Here is an 18,316-nt window from a genome sequence, read left to right on the forward strand (position 1 = left end):
GGACGGGGTGGCGGCTGACCAGGCCGACGCCGTAGAGGGGTTCGCCGTGGCCGTCGTCGTCGTGGGTGAGGGGGCGGAACTGTTCGCCGGGGGTGCCGACGACGGCGGCGGCGAAGCGGTGTTCGGGGGCGTCGAGGGCGCGGGCGGCGATGGCGGTGAGGTCGAGGCGGCCGCTGCGGGTCTGGTCGCGGTCGACCTCCTGCAGGGCGAGGACGTCGGCGTCGAGTGCGGTGACGGCGGCGGCGAGCCGGTCGGGGTCGACGAGTCCGTCGGTGAGGGACCGGCCGTGCAGCAGGTTGAAGGTGGCCAGGCGCACCTGCACACCCTACGTCCGCGTGGCAGGCTTGCCCGGTGCTGAAGGCGTTGCTGTGTTCGATGCTGGTGTTCGTGGCGGTGGCGTCGCTGGGGTTGTGGTTGCGGCGGCTGCGGGGGCGTTGAGCTGCGGTGAGGCTGGCCACAGGGCGTCCCGCCGGGGTGGTGGGGGTGGGCAGAATGGCGGCCCGTGGATCCTCTGTCGCTGACGACCCTGTTGAGCGCGGCCGCCGTGGCGGGCTGGGTGGACGCCGTGGTGGGCGGCGGTGGCCTGTTGTTGCTGCCGGCGCTGCTGCTGGGCGCGCCGGGGGTGCCGGTGGCGACGGCGTTGGGCACGAACAAGCTGGCCGCGATCTTCGGTACGTCGACGGCGGCGGTGACGTACGCGCGGCGCACGAAGCTGGACTGGGCGGTGGCCGGGCCGGCCGCGGGCCTGGCGGTGTTGACCGCCGGGTTGGGTGCGGCGCTGGCGGGCGCGGTGCCGGCGGGGGCGTACCGGCCGGTGCTGCTCGTGGTGCTGGTGTCGGTGGCGGTGTTCGTGCTGACCCGGCCGCGGCTGGGGGTGGTGTCGCATCCGGAGCGGCGCACGCCGGTGCGGGTGGTGACGGCCGTGGCGGTGGCCGGGCTGGGCATCGCCCTGTACGACGGGTTGATCGGGCCGGGCACGGGCACGTTCCTGGTGTTGGCGTTCACGGCGCTGCTGGGGTCGGACTTCGTGCACGCGTCGGCGATGGCGAAGGTGGTCAACGCGGGCACGAACCTGGGTGCGCTGGTGGTGTTCGCGGCGACCGGGCACGTGTGGTGGCTGCTGGGCGCGGCGATGGCGGTGTGCAACGTGGCCGGGGCGGCGGTGGGCGCGCGGATGGCGTTGCGGCGCGGTTCGGGTTTCGTGCGGGTGGTGCTGCTGGTCGTGGTGGTGGCGCTGGTGGGCAAGTTGGGCTACGACCAGTGGGTGGCGGCGTGAGGCGCTGACCGTCGGCGTGTGATCATCGGCGGGTGGCTGTGCGCGCCGAACACGACCGTGTCGTCCTCGCCGAGCTGCTGGGGCGGGATCCGGTGCTGCACGCGTACCAGTTGGGTGACCTGGACGACTTCTTCTGGCCGTACACGTCGTGGTTCCGCCGGGGCGACGAGGTGGTGCTGCTCTACCACGGTGTCGAGCTGCCCACGCTGCTGGCGTTCGCGCCGCCGGAGCGCGCCGGGGACCTGGCGGCGCTGCTGGCCGAGGCGGCGCCGGTGCTGCCGGCCCGGTTGTGGGCGCACCTCTCCCCCGGCCTGGACGCGACGGTGTCCCGCTGGTACGCGGTGTCCGACGAGGCCGCGCACCACCGGATGGCGTTGACCGACCCGGCCCGGCTGGCTGCGGTGGCGCCGGCCGGTGCGCCGTTGGGCCGCGCCGACCTGCCGGAGCTGCGGGAGTTGTACGCGGCCGCGTACCCGGGCAACTGGTTCGACCCGCGGATGCTGGACACCGGCCGGTATGTCGGGGTGCGGGAGGGCGGCCGGCTGGTGGCGGTGGCCGGGGTGCACGTGTGGTCGCCGACGTGGCGGGTGGCGGCGCTGGGCAATGTGACCACCCACCCGGACGTGCGGGGGCGGGGTCTGGCCGGGGCGGCCGTGGCCGCGGTGTGCGCCGGGCTGCGGGCCACCGTCGACCACGTGACGCTGAACGTGCAGGCGGACAACATCCCGGCGGTGCGTCTGTACGAGCGGCTCGGCTTCACGCGGGTGGCGGAGTTCACCGAGTGCGCGCTGCGCCGCCTGCCGTGACCGGCTGACCCGCCCCCGGGTCGCCGGTCAGCGGCCCCGGCTGGGCGAGTCGAACCGGCCGGCGCGGATCTCCCGCAGCGCCCGGCGGCGGGTGTCGCCGCGCAGCGTGTCCACGTACAGGCGGCCGTGCAGGTGGTCGGTTTCGTGCTGCAGGGCGCGGGCCAGGAATCCGCTGCCGGCGATGGTGAGCGGCTGGCCGTGCTGGTCGACGCCGTGCGCGGTGGCGTGCAGGGCGCGCGGCGTCGGGAAGTACAGCCCGGGGATGGACAGGCAGCCCTCGTCGTCGTCCTGGAGTTCCTCGGACAGCTCCAGGGTCGGGTTGATGAGGTGGCCGCGGTGCCCGTCGGCGTCGTAGACGAACACCTGGGCGTTCACCCCGATCTGGGGGGCGGCGACGCCGGCGCGGCCGGGTGCGCCGAGCAGCGTGTCCATGAGGTCCTGCACGAGCGCGCGCAGCTCGGCGTCGAAACTGGTCACCGGCTCGGACGGGGTGCGCAGCACGGGGTCGCCGATGATCCGGATCGGGCGCATAGTCATGCCCGGAAGGCTAGCCGCCCGTTACCCCGGCGGGTGCGGCACCTGCCCGGTCGCGGAGAAGGACCTCGACGCCGTCGAGCAGGCGGGCCAGCCCGAACTCGAAGGCGCGGGCCGGGTCCCCGGCGGCCTGGTACTCCTGCCCGGCGGTGGTGCCGACCCGGGCGGCGAGGGGGAACCGGTTCGGGTCGAGGACCTTCTCCAGGTACGGGGCGTGGGCGTGCCACCACTGCTGCTCGGTCATCCCGGTGTGCCGGGTGGCCTGGGCCGCCTCGACGGCGGGACGGGCCGCGCCGTGGACGTAGCCGGTGACCAGGGTGATGACGGCGTCCATCTCCAGGTCGGTCAGGCCGATGCCGTCGACGGCGCCCAGCTCGTACTCGTACTTGGCGATGAGGTTCGGGCCCAGCGGCGGGCGGGTGGTGGCGACCTGCAGCAGCCACGGGTGGCGCAGGTAGAGGGCGAAGTTCTCCCGGGCGATCTGGGCGAGCCGGCCCCGCCAGCCGCCCGGCACCTGCTCGGGGCGGTTGGTCTCGCCGTAGACGGTGTCGAGCATGACGTCGAGCAGTTCGCCCTTGCCGGGCACGTGCGTGTAGAGGGTCATGGTGCCCACCCCGAGCCGTTCGGCGACTCGGCGCATCGACAGCGCGGCCAGCCCGTCGGCGTCGGCGACCTCGATGGCCGCGCGCACGATCCGCTCCACGGAGAGGTCGCCGCCCTTGCGGCTGGCCTTCTCCCGGGTACGCCAGAGCAGGGCGAGGCTGCGCGCCGGGTCCCCGGTGCCGCTGTACTCGGTGGTCACCCGCCGACTGTACCGACCCCCCTTCTCGTATGATGTACGGTACGGCGTACCGGACGAGGAGCGGAGGGGCCGATGCGACGGGACGGACCAGCGATCGAGGCGGAGGGCCTACACAAGCGCTACGGCGACCAGGTCGCCCTGGACGGCGTCGACCTGGCGGTGCCCGCGGGCACGGTCTGCGCGGTGCTCGGCGTGAACGGGGCCGGCAAGAGCACCCTGGTGCGCATCCTGACCACCCTGCTGCGCGCCGACTCCGGGGTGGCCCGGGTGGCCGGGTTCGACGTACGGCGGCGGGCCGACCGGGCCCGCGCGCACCTGGGACTGGTCGGCCAGCACGCGGCGGTCGACGAGATCCTCGGCGGCCGGCAGAACCTGGTGCTGTTCGGCCGGCTGCACCGCCTCTCCCCGGCCCGCGCGGCGGCGCGCGCCGACGACCTGCTGGACCGCTTCGACCTGACCGCGGCCGCCCACCGGCCGGTGGCCGGCTGGTCCGGCGGGATGCGCCGGCGGCTCGACCTGGCCGCCGCGCTGATCGTCGACCCGCCCGTGCTGTTCCTCGACGAACCGACCACCGGCCTGGACCCGCGCGCCCGCAGCGACGTCTGGGACGCCGTACGCGCCCTGGTCGGCGCCGGAACCACCGTCCTGCTGACCACCCAGTACCTGGAGGAGGCCGACCGGCTCGCCGACGGCGTGCGGGTGCTGCACCACGGGCGGGTGACCGCGGCCGGCACCCCGGAGGAGCTGAAGTCCACCCTCGGCGGCGACCGGATCGACGTGGTGCTGCACCACCCGGACGACCTGGCCGCGGCCGCCGCGGCGGTCACCGCCGCCACCGGCGCGGCGCCCACCGTCGACCGCGCCGCGCTGCGGCTCAGCGTCCCGGTCACCGACCGGGTCGCCGCGCTCGCCGCGGTGCTGCGCGCCGTCGAGGTCGCCGGCCTGCGCGCCGGCGACGTTGCGGTGCGCCGCCCCACCCTCGACGAGGTGTTCCTGCACCTCACCGACTCCCGCACGGAGGTGCCGGCGTGACCGTCCTGCCGCTGTCCCGGGCCCGCTGGGCCGCCGCCGACACCGCGATCCTGACCCGCCGGACCCTCGCCCACTGGGCGCGCCGCCCCGGCGAGGTGCTGTTCGGCCTGCTGTTTCCCGTCCTGCTGCTGCTGATGTTCGGCTACCTGTTCGGCGGCGCCATGGCACTGCCCGACGGCGCCGACTACCGGGAGTTCCTGCTGCCCGGCATGGTGGCCATGACCATGCTCTTCGGCGTGGAGACCACCTACACGGCCGTGGCCGTGGACACCGCCCGTGGCGTGACCGACCGGTTCCGGTCGTTGCCCATGAGCCGCGCCGCGGTGGTCTCCGGCCGGGCCGTGGCCGACCTGCTGCACTCCGCCGTGGCCCTGGCCGTGGTGCTCGGCTGCGGCGTTCTGATCGGCTGGCAGCCGCACCGTGGCCCCCTCGCGGCGCTGGCCGCGGTGGCGCTGCTGCTGCTCCTGCGCTTCGCGATGATCTGGCTCGGCGTGTACCTGGCGCTGCTGCTGCGCCGCCCCGAGACGGTCGCCGCGCTGCAGATCCTGGTCTGGCCGCTGGGCTTCGCCTCCAACGCGTTCGTCGCCCCGGCCACCATGCCGGGGTGGCTCGCCGCCGTCGCCGCCTGGAACCCGCTGTCGGCCACCGTGGCCGCCACCCGGGACCTGTTCGGCAACCCCGGCTGGGGCGCCGGCTCCTGGCCGGCCGAGCACGCGGTGGCCCTGGCGGTGGCCTGGCCGCTGCTGCTGGTCGCCGTGTTCCTCCCGCTGTCCGTACGCCGCTGGCAGCGCCTGGGCCGGTGAGACCCCCGGCCGCCGGCCCCGCTCAGGCCGGCGGCCGGGTGGGCGCCAGGCCGGTGTCGGCGATCCGGTCGCGCAGCGGGCGGCGGCGCAGCGCGGCGAGCACCGCGTACAGCTCGTCGGCCAGGGGTACGGGCAGCTCGGTGTCCAGCCGGCGCATGGCGGTGGTGGTGGCCGCCCACTCGGCCTCGATCACCGGCAGCAGGGCGCGCGCCCGGTCGGTGAGGGTGACGATGCGCTGCCGGGCGTCGGCGCCGGGAGCCAGGTCGACGAGGCCGGCGCGGGCCATCTGGGCGACGGTCTGGCTGGCCGCGGAGTGGGTGACGCCGACCCGGGCGGCCAGGTCGCGGATCGCCAGGGGTCCGTCGGCGACGAGCACCCGCACCAGCGGTGAGTAGCGCGGCCGGTAGCCGGGCAGGTCGAGGTCGGCGTAGACGGCGGCCACGTCGCCGTCGAGCACCTCGAGGACGTGGCGCAGCAGGGTGCCGAGGGCCTCACGGTCGGGGGTGGCGGTCACGTCCGCTAATGTAACAGCGCTGTTGCATTCAGGTCGTGGGAGGGGAAGGCCGATGTATCCACCGATCGAGCCGTACGCGCAGGGCCAGCTCGACGTCGGCGACGGCCAGCGGATCCACTGGGAGACCTGTGGCAACCCCGACGGGCGGCCGGCCCTCGTGGTGCACGGCGGGCCCGGCTCCGGCGCGGGCGCCTCCTGGCGGCGGCTGTTCGACCCGGCCGCCTACCGGATCATCCTGTTCGACCAGCGCGGCTGCGGCCACAGCACCCCACCCGCCAGCGACCCGACCACCGACCTGTCGGTCAACACCACCGCCCACCTGCTGGCCGACATGGAACGGCTGCGCGCGCACCTGGGCGTCGACCGGTGGCTGCTCTGCGGCGCCTCCTGGGGCTCGTCGCTGTCCCTCGCGTACGCCCAGCGCCACCCGGAACGGGTCACCGCGCTGGTGCTGTTCAGCGTGGTCGCCAACACCCGCCGGGAGATCGACTGGGTGACCCGGGACATGGGCCGGATCTTCCCCGAGGAGTGGGCCCGGTTCCGTGACGGCGCGCCGCCGGCCGAGCGTGACGGTGACCTGTCCGCCGCGTACGCCCGGCTGGTCAACGACCCGGACCCGCGGGTGCGCGACCGGGCCGCCCGCGACTGGTGCGCCTGGGAGGACGTGCACGTGTCCCTGGCCGGCGGGTTCTCGGCCAGCCCCCGCTACGCCGACCCGGTGTTCCGGGCGGGCTTCACCCGCCTGGTCACCCACTACTTCAGCAACCTGGGGTTCCTGCCCGACGGGCAGCTGCTGCGCGACGCCGGCACGCTCGCCGGGATTCCCGGCGTGCTGGTGCAGGGCCGCCTGGACGTCAGCGGCCCGCCGGACATCGCCTGGCAGCTCACGCAGGCGTGGCCCGACGCCCGGCTGGAGATCGTCGAGTCCGGCGGCCACGGCAGCGGCCACGGGGTGGGCGAGCGCGTGGTCGCCGCCCTGGACGCCTTCGCCCACGCCTGAGCCCCGCCCACCGGGCGCCGTCCCGGCAGGCCGCGCGGCGGGTCGAGGTACGGGAGCGGGTCAGGCGGCGAGCAGGGCCCGGATCGGGGCGGCCTTCGCGGCGGCCTCGGCGACCTCGGCGGCCGGGTCGCTGCCCCAGGTGATGCCGCCACCGGCCCACAGGTGCAGGCGTTCGGCGTCCGCGGCGGCGGTGCGGATGGTCAGGCCCAGGTCGACGCGGCCCGCCCCGACCCAGCCGAGCGCGCCCATGCTCGCGCCGCGGCCGACCGGCTCCCGGGCGGCGATCTCGTCGAGCGCGGCGAGCTTCGGGGCGCCGGTGACCGACCCGCCGGGGCAGACCGCCCGCAGCAGGCCGGCCAGGCCGAGGCCGTCGGCGGGCGCCGCGGACACCGTCGACTCGGCCTGCCACAGGTCACACCAGCGGCGTACGGCGAACAGCTCGTCGACCCGCACCGAGCCGGTGCGGGCCACCCGGGCCAGGTCGTTGCGTTCCAGGTCGACGATCATGACGTGCTCGGCGCGTTCCTTCGCCGAGGCGAGCAGCTCCCGGCGGCCGGCCGGGGTGGCCGGGCGGGTGCCCTTGATCGGCCGGGTGACCAGGCGGCCGTGTTCGACCGCGACGAGGGTTTCCGGGGAGGCGCAGCCGATCGCCCAGCCGAGCCCGGACAGGGTGCCGCCGTAGCGGGCGCCGGGCAGCGCGCCGAGGCGCGCGAGGGCGGGCAGCGGGTCGCCCGCGTACGCGGCGGCGGCGTGCCCGACGACGTTGACCTGGTAGACGTCGCCGCGCCCGATGGCCGCCCGGACCGCCGTCACGGCCTCGGCGTGCGCGGCGGGTGTCCAGCTGTCCCGCCACGGGCCCAGCCACCAGCCGCCGCCCGGTCCGGGGCCGGCCGGCGGGGCGGGCCGGTCGGCGTGGCCGTAGACCACCACCACCAGGTCCGGCAGCGCCGGCGCCGGCGTGGGCGCGCCCGCCGGGCCGCCGGCGGCGCGGGCGCCGGCCGCGGCGGACAGGAACAGGGCGGCGCCGCAGGTCCCGTGCGGGTCGTGGGCGGCCGGCCGGGCCAGGTCGGACAGCGCCACGCCGTGCGCGGCCAGGAAATCCTCGGCGAGCGCCGCCGGGTCGCCGCCGTCGGCCAGCCACCATTCCAGCCGGGCCCGTTCCACGAGCCGGCCCCGGCACTCCGGCGGCGCCGCGGGAACGTCGATCCCCATCTTTGGGAGCGCTTCCACGCCGTCCGGTCGGTTCACACTCATCCGTTCAGCCGATTTCGGGTGAACAAGCCGCATCCTTGCTCGATAGCGCGCGCTTTCACTTGGTACTGTGCGTCACTGGTCATGTGAACCATGACACAGTGCCCCCACAGTCCGGAGAACCCGATGTGCCAGCACCTACCCACCTGCCCCTCCGCCGAGGCGACCGATCGCGAAGCCGCACGCGTCATCGCCTGCTTCCGTGAGCAGGGCTGGAGCCTGCTCTGCAACGGTGTGATCGTCTTCGAGGACACCGGTGAGCTGCTCCCCGACGGCAGCACCATCGCCCCGCACCGCGGCCCCGCCCGACACGCCCTCGTCGCCTGACCGATCACGCTCCGTCAGGGAGCCTACGCGCCGACCGACCGGTCGACGCGCCGGCCGGGGCGGCGGCACTGCACCGCCCCGGCGCGCTGCGCCTCAGCTTTCGAACGCCTCCGGCGCCGGACACGAGCAGACCAGGTTCCGGTCGCCGTACGCGCCGTCGATCCGCCGCACCGGCGGCCAGTACTTCCCCGCCCGGTCCTGAGCCGGGTACGCGCCCACCGACCGCGGATACGGGTGCGGCCACTCGTCACCCGACACCATCGCCGCCGTGTGCGGCGCGTTCGCGAGCGGGTTGTCCCCCGCCGGCCACTCCCCCGAGCCCACCTTGTCGATCTCCGCGCGGATGGCGATCATCGCGTCGCAGAACCGGTCCAGCTCGGCCAGGTCCTCGCTCTCGGTCGGCTCCACCATCAGCGTCCCGGCCACCGGGAACGACATCGTCGGCGCGTGGAAGCCGTAGTCGATCAACCGCTTCGCCACGTCGTCGACGCTCACCCCGGTCGCCTTCGTCAGCGGCCGCAGGTCCAGGATGCACTCGTGCGCCACGAGGCCCTTGTTGCCGGCGTACAGCACCGGGAAGTGCTGCCGCAGCCGCGCGGCCACGTAGTTCGCCGCGAGGACCGCCACACCGGTGGCCCGGGCCAGCCCCTCGGCGCCCATCATCCGCAGGTACGCCCACGGGATCGGCAGGATCCCCGCCGACCCGTGGTTCGCCGCGGAGATCGCCGGCCGCCCGTCGGTGTGCGCGCCCAGCGGGTCACCGGGCAGGAACGGCGCCAGATGCGCGCGCACCGCCACCGGGCCCACACCGGGACCGCCGCCGCCGTGCGGGATGCAGAACGTCTTGTGCAGGTTCAGGTGCGACACGTCCGCCCCGAACCGGCCCGGCTTGGCGAACCCGACGAGCGCGTTGAGGTTCGCGCCGTCGACGTACACCTGGCCGCCCGCGTCGTGCACCTTCGCGCACAGCTGCGCGATGCCCGTCTCGTACACGCCGTGGGTGGACGGGTAGGTCACCATGATCGCCGCGAGCGCGTCCCGGTGCTTGTCGATCTTCGTGTCGAGGTCGACCAGGTCGACGTTGCCGTCGTCGTCGCAGCCGACCACCACCACGCGCATGCCGGCCATCACCGCCGACGCGGCGTTGGTGCCGTGCGCCGACGACGGGATGAGGCACACGTCGCGGTGCGCCTCACCGCGCTCCCGGTGGTAGGCCCGGATGGCCAGCAGCCCGGCCAGCTCCCCCTGCGACCCGGCGTTGGGCTGCACGCTGACCGCGTCGTAGCCGGTCACCTCGGCCAGCCAGCCCTCCAGCTGGGCGATCAGGTCCCGGTAGCCGGCGGTCTGCTCGGCCGGGGCGAACGGGTGCAGGTGCGCGAACTCCGGCCAGGTGACCGGCTCCATCTCGGTGGTGGCGTTCAGCTTCATGGTGCACGACCCGAGCGGGATCATGCCCCGGTCCAGGGCGTAGTCGAAGTCCGACAGCCGGCGCAGGTAGCGCAGCATCGCCGTCTCCGAGTGGTGGGTGCGGAACACCGGGTGGGTGAGGAAGTCGCTGGTGCGGGCCAGGCCGTCGGGCAGCGCCGCGTCCACCTCCCCGTCGACCCCGGCGACGCCGAACGCCGCCCACACCGCCGCCACGTGCGCGGGGGTGGTGGTCTCGTCGCAGGAGACGCCGACCCGGTCGGCGTCGACCAGCCGCAGGTTCACGTTGCGCTCCGCGGCGGCGGCCACCACCTCGGCGGCCCGCCCCGGCACGGTCGCCGTGACGGTGTCGAAGAACGCGACGTCCGCGACCTGCACGCCGCCGGCGCGCAGCCCGGCCGCGAGCCGCGCCGCCGCCCCGTGGGTACGCCGGGCGATCTCCCGCAGCCCGTCCGGGCCGTGGTAGACGGCGTACATGCCGGCCATCACCGCCAGGAGCACCTGCGCGGTGCAGATGTTGCTGGTCGCCTTCTCCCGGCGGATGTGCTGCTCGCGGGTCTGCAACGCCAGCCGGTACGCCGGGTTGCCGTCGGCGTCCTTGGACACCCCGACGAGGCGGCCGGGCAGCATCCGCTCCAGCCCGGAGCGGACCGCCAGGTAGCCGGCGTGCGGGCCGCCGAAGCCCATCGGCACGCCGAAACGCTGGGTGGTGCCGGCGGCGATGTCGGCGCCGATCTCGCCGGGCGGGCGCAGCAGGGTCAGCGCCAGCAGGTCCGCGGCGACCGTGACCAGCGCGCCGGCGGCGTGCGCGGCCTCCACCAGCCGGCTGTGGTCGCGGACCGCGCCGGACGCCCCCGGGTACTGCAGGTGCAGGCCGAAGAACTCGTCGGGCAGCTCGTCGCGCTCCACGTCGAGGACCCGCACGTCGATGCCGAGCGGCTCCGCCCGGCTGGTGATCACCGCGACGGTCTGCGGCAGGGTGTCGGCGTCGACCACGTACACCGGGCTCTTGATCTTCGACGCGCGGCGGGCCAGGGTCATGGCCTCGGCCGCGGCGGTGCCCTCGTCGAGCATGGAGGCGTTCGCGGTGGCCAGCCCGGTCAGGTCGGTGACCATGGTCTGGAAGTTCAGCAGCGCCTCGAGGCGGCCCTGGCTGATCTCCGGCTGGTACGGCGTGTACGCCGTGTACCAGGCCGGGTTCTCCAGCACGTTGCGGCGGATCACCGCCGGGGTGTGCGTGCCGTGGTAGCCCAGCCCGATCATCGACACGGCGACGGTGTTGCGGGCGGCCAGGGCGCGCAGCTCGGCGATGGCCTCCCGCTCGCTGGCCGGGGCGGGCAGGTCCAGGGCGCCGTGCCAGCGGATCACCTCGGGGATCGCGGCGTCCATCAGCTCGTCGATGGAGCTGTGACCGACGGCCTCCAGCATCCGGCGCTCGTCGTCCGGGCCGGGTCCGATGTGCCGGTCGGCGAACTGCTCTGCGGTCATGCGCTGCGCTCCTTGTGGGGGCGAGGTCGACGGGTCGGCCTCCCCCTGAGTCGCGCTGACGCGCTCCACAGCGCCTGCCCACGTGGTCCTTTTGCCTGAGAGGTTCCGGGGAGAATCTGCCCCTTCGGCGCCGTCCGGGTGGTTCCCGGGCGGTCTCTCCCACGTGGGTGGTACCGGCATGGTCAACGCTACCAGCGACCATGTTTCCGGCTCATGTCGTACCCCGCCGGGGGGTCGGTCACACGGCGGCGGGGACCGGCCCGGCGGCGACCCGGTCGGCCAGGGCGGTCAGCGTCGCGCCCAGCGGCGCGTCGAGGATGAGGGTGGCGTGCCCGTCGCCGCGGGTGGCGCCCTGGTTGACGATGGCCACCGGGATGCCCAGCTTCGCCGCGCGCAGCACGAACCGGCGCCCCGACATGACGGTCAGGGAGGAGCCGAGCACCAGCAGCGCCCGGGCCCGCTCGACCAGGGCGAAACAGTCGGCGACCCGTGGGGCCCGCACGGTCTCGCCGAAGAACACCACGTCCGGTTTGAGCATGCCGGCGCCGCAGATGCCGCAGTCGACGGTGCGGAACCGGGCCACCGCCTCGTCGGGCAGGTCCACGTCGCCGTCGGGGTTGACGTGCGCGACGTGCGCGTCGAAACCCGGGTTGGCCTCGGCCAGCCGCCGGTCCAGCTCGTCGCGGGAGGTCAGGTTGCCGCAGTCCAGGCAGGTCACCTCGTCGAGACCGCCGTGCAGCTCGATCACGCCGGTGGCGCCGGCGGCGGTGTGCAGGCCGTCGACGTTCTGGGTGATGATCCCGCCGAGCAGGCCGGCGCGTTGCAGCCGGGCGACCGCCCGGTGCCCGTCGTTGGGGGCGGCCCGGGCGATCAGCCGCCAGCCCAGGTGGCTGCGCGCCCAGTAGCGCCGCCGCGCGTCCGGGTCCCGGGTGAACGCCTGATAGGTCATCGGGGTGTGCCGGCGGGCCGCGCCGGAGGGCCCCCGGTAGTCCGGGATGCCCGACTCGGTGGACAGGCCGGCGCCGCTGAGCACCACCACGTCCCCGGCGCCCACCAGCCGGGTCAACGCGTCGAACGTCTCGGTCACGGCGTCCATGCTGCCTCGCCCGCCCCGCCTCCGGCGAACCCGGGCCCACCGCTCACCCGGTGCGGGTGCGGTCGCGGGACTAGGTTGAGGGCATGCGCGTCGTCATCGCCGGAGGTCACGGGAAGATCGCCAAGCTGCTGGAGCGGGAACTCGCCGGCCGCGGCGACACGGCCGTCGGGTTGATCCGCAACCCCGGGCACGAGGCCGCGCTGCGCGCGGCCGGCGCCGAACCGGTGGTCTGCGACCTGGAACACAGCGACGTCGACACCGTCGCCGGGCACCTGGCCGGCGCCGACGCGGTGGTCTTCGCCGCCGGCGCCGGCCCCGGCAGCGGCGCGGCCCGCAAGGACACCGTCGACCGGGCCGCCGCCGTGCTGCTCGCCGACGCCGCGCAACGCGCCGGGGTCCGCCGCTACCTGCTGGTCTCCTCGATGGGCGTGGACCGGCCCCCGAGGGCGGGCACCGACGAGGTGTGGGCGGCGTACCTGCGGGCGAAGAAGGCCGCCGAGGACGACGTCACCGGCCGGGACCTCGACGTGACCGTGCTGCGCCCCGGCCGGCTCACCGACGACGCGCCGGTCGGCCGGATCACCCTGGCCCGGCACGCCGACCCCGGGCCGGTCACCCGCGCCGACACCGCCCGCGTCCTGCTCGCCCTGCTGTCCGCCCCGCACGGCGTCGGGCTCACCCTGGAACTGGTCGGCGGGGAGACCCCGATCGACGAGGCGGTCCGCGCCGCCACCTGAGGTGCCGCTCACCCGCGCAGCCGCGCGTTGAGCCGCGCGGCCTGCCGAGTGAGATGGTCGCGTTCACCGAGGCTGGGCGCCGACCGGGCCGCCTCGGCGTAGAGCCGCGCCGCGGTCACCGGGTCGCCGTCGCGCTCGTGCAGGTACGCCGCGACCGCGGCGTGGCGCGGCAGCGCCGGGTCGAGCGCCGCCAGCGCCGCCAGGCCGGCGCGTGGGCCGTCGGCCTCGCCGACCGCCACGGCCCGGTTGAGGCGGGCCACCGGGCTGCCGGTGAGGCCCACCAGCTCGTCGTACCACTCGACGATCTGCACCCAGTCGGTCTCCTCGACCGTCGGTGCGTCGGCGTGCAGCGCCGCGATGGCGGCCTGGGCCTGGAACTCCCCCAGCCGGTCGCGGGCGAGCGCCGCCTGCAGCACGTCGACACCCTCGGCGATCAGCCGGGTGTCCCACCGGCCGCGGTCCTGCTCGGCGAGCGGCACGAGCCGGCCGTCCGGGCCGGTCCGCGCCGCCCGCCGGGCGTGGTGCAGCAGCATGAGCGCGAGCAGGCCCGCGACCTCCTCGTGGTCGATCCTGGCCGCCAGCTCGCGGGTGAGCCGGATCGCCTCACCGGCGAGGTCCACGTCACCGGAGTAGCCCTCGTTGAACACCAGGTAGAGCACGCGCAGCACCGTGGCGACGTCACCGGGCTGGTCGAGCCGCACACCCGAGACGGTCCGCTTGGCGCGGCTGATCCGCTGCGCCATGGTCGCCTCCGGCACCAGGTAGGCGCGCGCGATCTGACGCGTGGTCAGGCCGCCCACCGCGCGCAGCGTGAGCGCGACCGCCGACGCCGGCGTGAGGGACGGGTGCGCGCACAGGAAATACAGCTGGAGCGTGTCGTCGACCGCCTCGCCCGGGCCCGGCGGCGGCTCGCCCTCGACGCGCGCCTCCCGGTGCCGCCGGGAGGCGTCGGCGCGGGCCGCGTCGAGGAACTTCCGCCACGCCGCCGTGACCAGCCACCCCTGGGGGTCGCGCGGCGGGTCGTCCGGCCACACCCGCACGGCCTCCACCAGGGCGTCCTGGACGGCGTCCTCGGCCGCCGCGAAGTCGGCTCCGCGGCGGACGAGGATCCCGATCACGGTGGGGGTGAGAGCCCGCAGCAGAGCCTCATCCACCGTCCGTCACTCCGTGATCGTCGGGGCCTCGCCCAGGAACGGGCGCACCTCGAGCCACTCGTGGATCGGCTTTCCACCCGCACCCGGGGCCGCGGACAGCTCCCCGGCCAGCTCGATCGCCCGGTCGTAGGTGTCGACGTCGATCACCATCCAGCCGGCGATGAGGTCCTTGGTCTCCGCGAACGGCCCGTCGGTGACCGGCGGGCGCCCCTCGCCGTCGTAGCGGACGAACGTGCCCTCCGGGGACAGCGCCTGACCGTCGACGAACTCGCCGGTGCCCTCGAGCCGGGCGGCGAAGTCCTGCATGTACCGCACGTGGGCCGAGACCTCCTCCGGCGTCCACTGGTCCATCGGCACGTCGTTGACCGCCGCCGGCGCGCCCCGGTAGTGCTTGAGCAGCAGGTACTTGGCCATCATGTTCTCCTCGGTGCGGTACGGCCATTGTTGCCGTGTTCGCTTCGGGGACGGAGCCGCACCGCCGTTCTCGACATGCCACCGCGAGATTTCTGCGGGGAAATCTTCCCGGGCGCCGCGGGCCCGGCCCACCGGGGTGACCCCGGTGGGCCGGGCCGCCGCTCAGCGCTGGTGGCGGGGCAGCGCCACCTGCTGCCCACCGGCGACCGCGGGCACCTCCCGGGCGATCCGGTCCATCGTCCGCGACAGCTGCTCGCTGCCGTCGTCGAGGTGCCGGGCCGCCGCCTGCATGTGCGAGATCATCATCTCGCCGAAGATCCGCAGCGCCTCCCGGGTGGCCACCGAGTCGTCGAAGTTCACCCCGGCGCTGCTGCGGTACTCCGTCACCGCCCGCTCCGCCTCCTGCTTGGCCTCCTGCGCCGCGGCCTGCATGTAGCTCTCGTACTGCATCCGGGCGTACTCGGCGACCCGGCGGGCGTAGTCGTGGGCCTGCGCGATGATCTGCTCGGCCTCCCGCTGCGCCGCCGACAGCAGGTTCACCTCCTTCGCCGCGGGGGCCGCCGCCGCGTTGTCGGCGCTCGGGATCACCCCGTGCCGGTGCAGCTCCAGGTGGTCGTTGAGCCGCTCGTTCTCCGCCCGCAGATGCGCCAGCTGCGCCGCCAGCAGGTCCAGCTCGTCGGCCACCTGCATCCGGAACCGGTCCACGTCGGCGTGGTCGTAGCCGCGGCGGGTGAACGACGCCGACCCGAACTCCCACCGGCGCACCCGGTCGGCGCTGAGACGCACCTGCGCCGCGCCACCGGTCACCTGACCCTCGTACCTGCTGATCGGGGTCGCGCTCACCGGGTCACCTCCGTTCGCGACTGCGGGGCTCGCAACACCGGCTCACTCCTCGCGCTCACCGGGCACCTCCGGAATCGTCAGGGGTCGTCGCGGTCCGGAAGGCCGGCCCGTACCAGTGCTTGCCGAAACCCTCGTGGTGCAGCTGACCCGGCTGGTAGCCGGCGCCGGTCAGCGCCGCCACCGAATGGCTCACCATCTCGTCGGAGCCGCACACGTACACGTGCCGGGACCGCCAGTCGCCGTCGGCCAGGACCTGGTCGGCCACCTGCACGAACTCGCCCGGCCGCCGCGGGTCCGAACCCGCCACGTACGTCACCCGCAGCCACGGGTACGACGCGGCGAACTTGTCGATCGCCTCGCTGTCGTAGAACTCCAACCGGGACCGGGCCCCCACGTACAGGTCCACCCGGCGGCCCACGCCCTCCGCGGCGACCTGCTCCAGCAGGGCCTTCACCGGCGCCCAGCCGGTGCCACCGGCCAGCAGCAGCAGATCCGACGACCCGGCCTGCCACAACGTCAACCGGTCACCGACCGGCGCCGCCAGGTGCACCTGGTCGCCCACCGCACACCCGTACACCAGCCGCGACGACACCGCGCCACCCGGCGCGGCCCGCACGTGCAGCTCCAGCGTCCCGTCGGGGCGGGGCGCGTTCGCCGGCGAGTAGTACCGCCACGAGCGCACCGCCGGGTGGGACACCCCGATCGACTGGCCCGGGGCGAACTGCAGCAGGTACTGCGGCCGCAGCGTCAGCACCGCCACGTCGAACGTGCGCCGCTCGTGCCCGAGGATCTCCGCCACCCACCACGGCGGGGACTTCGCCTCCGCCGCCTGCGCGGCGTCCATCATCACCTGCGCGACCAACCCGTACGCGGCCGCCCAGTCGGCGGCCAGCTCGTCGGTCCACGCCTCGCCGGAGAAGTGCCGCAGCGTCGCCAGCAGCGCCTCACCGACCGCGGGATAGTGCTCGGCGCGCACCGCGAACTTGCGGTGATCCGCGCCGAGGTCCTGGAGGAACCCGACGAGCTGGTCCACCTGGTCCACGTGGGACACGATGTGCCCCAGCGCGTTCACCAGGCGGTCCCGCTGCCCGGCCATGTTCGTGGGGAACATCTGCCGGGTCTCCGGGTGCGCCAGGAACAGCGTCGAATAGAAGTAGAGCGGCACCTGGTCGCCGTGCGCGGCGACCAGGGACCAGCTCTGCTTGAGCCGCCCTGCGTCCACGCTCAGGCGTTCCCCGACGACACGACCTGGTCCTGGACCTGACCCAGCACGACGTGCACGTCGGCGATCACGTCGGCCGGCACCCCCAGCTCGACCAGCGTCGCGGTCAGGTGCTCGCCGACCTTCACGTAGTGCGCCACCGGGATGTTCAGCGGCTGGTGCGCCTCGGACAGGCCCCGACCCGCGTACTCGTTCGGGCCGCCGAGCACCACGGCGAGCATCAACGCCAGGTGCCGCCGCTGCTCGGGCATGTTCACGTCGGTGAAGTAGCCGGCCAGGTCCGGGTCGGCCAGCACCTTGTCGTAGAACAGCTCCACCGCGGCCTTCACGGCGGCGGCGCCGCCGATGCGCTCGTAGTGGGAGATCGGGGTGGTCTCTTCGGTCACCGTCATGGGTGGTTCCTTCCGGGAGGGGGGCAACGCGACCAGCGCCGCGGAGGGGCAACCGGCAGCCCGCGCGCGTCGCACCGGCTCCACCGAACGGTCACGCGCAAGCGACCGTGTCGGACCATAGCGTGCCCGCCGAAACGGTTCAGCCCTGCCCTATCCGATTCCCGACATCCGTCGATCACGGACAGTCAGCGAACCCGGCGGATCGTTCGCGCGACGCGAGCACACCGACACGCTGGGTGGATGCCACCGGCACCCGGCACCCTCAACTGTCCCTTTCGGACAGCAACCGGCGGCGACCCACCCGGACGTTGTTTCCGCACGTCACGTCGGCCCCACCCGGCGACGGCCGCCGGACCGGCGGGCCGGCGCCACTCCGCCGGCCCCACCACACGCGCTGTGATCAAAAAAGGGGACCACGCCGTGCCCGTTTGGGCGTGGCGCGGCCCCGAGGAACCGTGACGGGCCGCTCAGCCCGCCCGACGACGCGCACGCCGCGCCGCCAACTCGTCACCCACCGACTCGGACTCCGCCTCCACCGGCTGGGCGGCCGGCTCCGGCTGCCCACCCACCGGCTCCGCCGGCAGATGCGACAGCGAACCCTGGATCTCCTTGAACGCGCCACCGATCGCGATGCCGAACACGCCCTGGCCGCCCTGCAACAGGTCCACGACCTCCTCCGGCGACCGGCACTCGTACACCGTCGTCCCGTCCGAGATCAACGTGATGCCCGCCAGGTCCTCGACCCCACGCGACCGCAACGCGTCGATGGCCTTCCGGATGTTCTGCAACGACACCCCGGCGTCCAACAACCGCTTCACGACCTTCAACACCACCAGGTCGCGGAAGGAGTACAACCGGGACGTCCCCGACCCCGAGGCGTCCCGCACGCTCGGCACCACCAGACCCGTCCGGGCCCAGTAGTCCAGCTGCCGGTAACTGATGCCCACCGCGTGACACGCGGTCACACCCCGGTAGCCCACCTCACCGTCAACGACCGGGTCGGGCTGCTGTTCCGTAGTCGGACCAGGATCTCGCGGCTCGTGCATCCGGACAACCTCCCCGCCCGTGCGGTGCCACGCGGTCTCCCCGTGCGCGCACCCCTGGATACCGCAACCCTAGCCCCGACACCGGGAGTTACCCCGCAGGAGCCACCGCGACACGCCGCACCGCCACCCGGAAGATCACTGACGGCGGCGATCC

Annotated in this window: 20 protein-coding genes and 1 riboswitch; of the genes, 7 read left to right on the forward strand and 13 right to left on the reverse strand. The window is 74.6% G+C overall.

Annotated elements, in window-relative coordinates:
* Positions 1-316, reverse strand: a 316-nt coding sequence (locus F8274_RS07010; RefSeq protein WP_192579737.1) for an endonuclease/exonuclease/phosphatase family protein, incomplete at its 3' end; no start/stop codon positions are given.
* Between the two features lie 186 nt (positions 317-502).
* Here F8274_RS07010 and F8274_RS07015 point away from each other — a divergent pair.
* Complete coding sequence (locus tag F8274_RS07015) at positions 503-1,276, forward strand: TSUP family transporter (RefSeq protein WP_151461471.1); 774 nt, start codon at positions 503-505, stop codon at positions 1,274-1,276.
* Between the two features lie 32 nt (positions 1,277-1,308).
* Positions 1,309-2,082 carry a GNAT family N-acetyltransferase gene (locus F8274_RS07020; RefSeq protein ID WP_151461472.1) on the forward strand — a complete coding sequence of 258 codons (774 nt, stop codon included), beginning with the start codon at positions 1,309-1,311 and terminating at the stop codon, positions 2,080-2,082.
* A gap of 27 nt (positions 2,083-2,109) precedes the next feature.
* On the opposite strand, the gene def is transcribed toward F8274_RS07020, so the two are convergent.
* Entirely contained in the window at positions 2,110-2,619 is a 510-nt protein-coding gene (gene def / locus F8274_RS07025; protein ID WP_151461473.1) for a peptide deformylase, read from the reverse strand.
* A gap of 10 nt (positions 2,620-2,629) precedes the next feature.
* Entirely contained in the window at positions 2,630-3,418 is a 789-nt protein-coding gene (locus F8274_RS07030) for a TetR/AcrR family transcriptional regulator (protein ID WP_151461474.1), read from the reverse strand.
* 72 nt (positions 3,419-3,490) lie between these two features.
* On the opposite strand from F8274_RS07030, the gene F8274_RS07035 reads away from it, so the two are divergent.
* Positions 3,491-4,450: an ATP-binding cassette domain-containing protein gene (locus F8274_RS07035; RefSeq protein WP_151461475.1), complete on the forward strand. Its 960-nt coding sequence runs from the start codon at positions 3,491-3,493 to the stop codon at positions 4,448-4,450.
* Entirely contained in the window at positions 4,447-5,253 is an 807-nt protein-coding gene (locus tag F8274_RS07040; RefSeq protein ID WP_225853640.1) for an ABC transporter permease, read from the forward strand. Before F8274_RS07035 ends, F8274_RS07040 begins: the two co-directional genes overlap by 4 nt.
* A 22-nt stretch (positions 5,254-5,275) precedes the next feature.
* On the opposite strand, the gene F8274_RS07045 is transcribed toward F8274_RS07040, so the two are convergent.
* A complete protein-coding gene (locus tag F8274_RS07045) occupies positions 5,276-5,767 on the reverse strand; it encodes a MarR family winged helix-turn-helix transcriptional regulator (RefSeq protein ID WP_151461476.1) in 492 nt (163 codons plus the stop codon).
* Positions 5,768-5,819: 52 nt separating this feature from the next.
* Here F8274_RS07045 and pip point away from each other — a divergent pair, with 52 nt between their 5' ends.
* Positions 5,820-6,767 carry a prolyl aminopeptidase gene (gene pip, locus F8274_RS07050; RefSeq protein WP_151461477.1) on the forward strand — a complete coding sequence of 316 codons (948 nt, stop codon included), beginning with the start codon at positions 5,820-5,822 and terminating at the stop codon, positions 6,765-6,767.
* A gap of 60 nt (positions 6,768-6,827) precedes the next feature.
* On the opposite strand, the gene F8274_RS07055 is transcribed toward pip, so the two are convergent.
* On the reverse strand, positions 6,828-8,021 hold the full coding sequence (locus tag F8274_RS07055; protein ID WP_151461478.1) for a chorismate-binding protein: 1,194 nt from the start codon (positions 8,019-8,021) through the stop codon (positions 6,828-6,830).
* 123 nt (positions 8,022-8,144) lie between these two features.
* On the opposite strand from F8274_RS07055, the gene F8274_RS07060 reads away from it, so the two are divergent.
* Positions 8,145-8,345 carry a DUF5999 family protein gene (locus F8274_RS07060; RefSeq protein WP_109947276.1) on the forward strand — a complete coding sequence of 67 codons (201 nt, stop codon included), beginning with the start codon at positions 8,145-8,147 and terminating at the stop codon, positions 8,343-8,345.
* A gap of 93 nt (positions 8,346-8,438) precedes the next feature.
* Here the strand turns inward: F8274_RS07060 and gcvP are convergent, their stop codons facing one another.
* Both gcvP and F8274_RS07070 read right to left on the reverse strand, forming a co-directional pair.
* Positions 8,439-11,258 (reverse strand): aminomethyl-transferring glycine dehydrogenase, encoded by a 2,820-nt coding sequence (gcvP, locus tag F8274_RS07065; RefSeq protein ID WP_151461479.1) that lies wholly within the window; start codon positions 11,256-11,258, stop codon positions 8,439-8,441.
* Between the two features lie 73 nt (positions 11,259-11,331).
* Positions 11,332-11,430: riboswitch (glycine riboswitch) on the reverse strand.
* A gap of 66 nt (positions 11,431-11,496) precedes the next feature.
* Complete coding sequence (locus tag F8274_RS07070; protein WP_151461480.1) at positions 11,497-12,354, reverse strand: NAD-dependent protein deacetylase; 858 nt, start codon at positions 12,352-12,354, stop codon at positions 11,497-11,499.
* A gap of 83 nt (positions 12,355-12,437) precedes the next feature.
* Here F8274_RS07070 and F8274_RS07075 point away from each other — a divergent pair, with 83 nt between their 5' ends.
* Positions 12,438-13,091, forward strand: a complete 654-nt coding sequence (locus F8274_RS07075) for an NAD(P)H-binding protein (RefSeq protein WP_151461481.1) — start codon at positions 12,438-12,440, stop codon at positions 13,089-13,091.
* Between the two features lie 8 nt (positions 13,092-13,099).
* Here F8274_RS07075 and F8274_RS07080 read toward each other — a convergent pair whose 3' ends face one another.
* The 6 genes from F8274_RS07080 to F8274_RS07105 all read right to left on the reverse strand — a co-directional run bounded on the left by F8274_RS07080 (position 13,100) and on the right by F8274_RS07105 (position 18,162).
* Complete coding sequence (locus F8274_RS07080) at positions 13,100-14,245, reverse strand: RNA polymerase sigma factor (RefSeq protein WP_151461482.1); 1,146 nt, start codon at positions 14,243-14,245, stop codon at positions 13,100-13,102.
* A gap of 6 nt (positions 14,246-14,251) precedes the next feature.
* Entirely contained in the window at positions 14,252-14,659 is a 408-nt protein-coding gene (locus F8274_RS07085; RefSeq protein ID WP_151461483.1) for a YciI family protein, read from the reverse strand.
* A 162-nt stretch (positions 14,660-14,821) separates the two neighbouring features.
* On the reverse strand, positions 14,822-15,502 hold the full coding sequence (locus F8274_RS07090) for a cell division protein DivIVA (protein WP_151461484.1): 681 nt from the start codon (positions 15,500-15,502) through the stop codon (positions 14,822-14,824).
* Between the two features lie 55 nt (positions 15,503-15,557).
* Positions 15,558-16,724 (reverse strand): globin domain-containing protein, encoded by a 1,167-nt coding sequence (locus F8274_RS32440; protein ID WP_151461485.1) that lies wholly within the window; start codon positions 16,722-16,724, stop codon positions 15,558-15,560.
* Positions 16,725-16,726: 2 nt separating this feature from the next.
* Entirely contained in the window at positions 16,727-17,116 is a 390-nt protein-coding gene (locus F8274_RS07100; protein ID WP_151461486.1) for a group 1 truncated hemoglobin, read from the reverse strand.
* Positions 17,117-17,583: 467 nt separating this feature from the next.
* Positions 17,584-18,162: a MerR family transcriptional regulator gene (locus F8274_RS07105; RefSeq protein WP_151461487.1), complete on the reverse strand. Its 579-nt coding sequence runs from the start codon at positions 18,160-18,162 to the stop codon at positions 17,584-17,586.
* Positions 18,163-18,316 lie beyond the last annotated feature (154 nt).

The sequence above is a fragment of the Micromonospora sp. AMSO31t genome, assembly GCF_008868175.1.
Lineage (GTDB): Bacteria > Actinomycetota > Actinomycetes > Mycobacteriales > Micromonosporaceae > Micromonospora.

What these genes read in the sequence shown, in the direction of transcription:
- def (WP_151461473.1), bottom strand. Translation starts at nt 2,619, where the DNA reads ATGACTATGCGCCCGATCCGGATCATCGGCGACCCCGTGCTGCGCACC.
- F8274_RS07035 (WP_151461475.1), top strand. Translation starts at nt 3,491, where the DNA reads ATGCGACGGGACGGACCAGCGATCGAGGCGGAGGGCCTACACAAGCGC.
- pip (WP_151461477.1), top strand. Translation starts at nt 5,820, where the DNA reads ATGTATCCACCGATCGAGCCGTACGCGCAGGGCCAGCTCGACGTCGGC.
- F8274_RS07055 (WP_151461478.1), bottom strand. Translation starts at nt 8,021, where the DNA reads ATGAGTGTGAACCGACCGGACGGCGTGGAAGCGCTCCCAAAGATGGGG.
- F8274_RS07060 (WP_109947276.1), top strand. Translation starts at nt 8,145, where the DNA reads ATGTGCCAGCACCTACCCACCTGCCCCTCCGCCGAGGCGACCGATCGC.
- gcvP (WP_151461479.1), bottom strand. Translation starts at nt 11,258, where the DNA reads ATGACCGCAGAGCAGTTCGCCGACCGGCACATCGGACCCGGCCCGGAC.
- F8274_RS07070 (WP_151461480.1), bottom strand. Translation starts at nt 12,354, where the DNA reads ATGGACGCCGTGACCGAGACGTTCGACGCGTTGACCCGGCTGGTGGGC.
- F8274_RS07075 (WP_151461481.1), top strand. Translation starts at nt 12,438, where the DNA reads ATGCGCGTCGTCATCGCCGGAGGTCACGGGAAGATCGCCAAGCTGCTG.
- F8274_RS07085 (WP_151461483.1), bottom strand. Translation starts at nt 14,659, where the DNA reads ATGGCCAAGTACCTGCTGCTCAAGCACTACCGGGGCGCGCCGGCGGCG.
- F8274_RS07100 (WP_151461486.1), bottom strand. Translation starts at nt 17,116, where the DNA reads ATGACGGTGACCGAAGAGACCACCCCGATCTCCCACTACGAGCGCATC.
- F8274_RS07105 (WP_151461487.1), bottom strand. Translation starts at nt 18,162, where the DNA reads ATGCACGAGCCGCGAGATCCTGGTCCGACTACGGAACAGCAGCCCGAC.